The sequence below is a fragment of the Pseudoalteromonas sp. GW168-MNA-CIBAN-0100 genome, assembly GCF_040309225.1.
Classification (GTDB): Bacteria; Pseudomonadota; Gammaproteobacteria; order Enterobacterales; family Alteromonadaceae; genus Pseudoalteromonas; species Pseudoalteromonas arctica.
The window spans coordinates 1-339 of sequence record NZ_JBEOOL010000279.1 but is presented as its reverse complement, the minus strand read 5'-3'; the positions used below and the strand labels follow the sequence as shown (position 1 = coordinate 339).

Sequence of the window (339 nt, the reverse complement as noted above, 5' to 3'; positions counted from 1 at the left end):
GTCGTATATTTTATCGCGCTCAGTTACCATATAAATTTATATAACTGAGCGCAATTATGATCATCGAACAACATAACGCCGACTTGCCTACCCCTACAGGGTTGATGCGAACCACTATATACCGCCCTCAGGCGCAAGGGTTGTTTCCTGCACTTATTTTTTACTCTGAAATTTTTCAGCAAACCGCCCCTATTGCCCGCAGCGCCGCTATTTTAGCAAGCTATGGCTTTGTAGTATTAGTACCTGAAGTATTTCATGAGTTAAATCCTATTGGCACTGTGCTCGCTTACGACGACGCAGGTAAAGACAAAGGTAATGCCGACAAATGGGCTAAACCTT

The 339-nt window shown here is 43.7% G+C and carries 1 protein-coding gene; it reads left to right on the top strand.

Going from position 1 to position 339, the window contains the following annotated elements; genetic code table 11:
* Positions 1–56: 56 nt before the first annotated feature.
* On the top strand, positions 57–339 hold a 283-nt coding region (locus AAEY62_RS21110; protein ID WP_502935534.1), incomplete at its 3' end, for a dienelactone hydrolase family protein.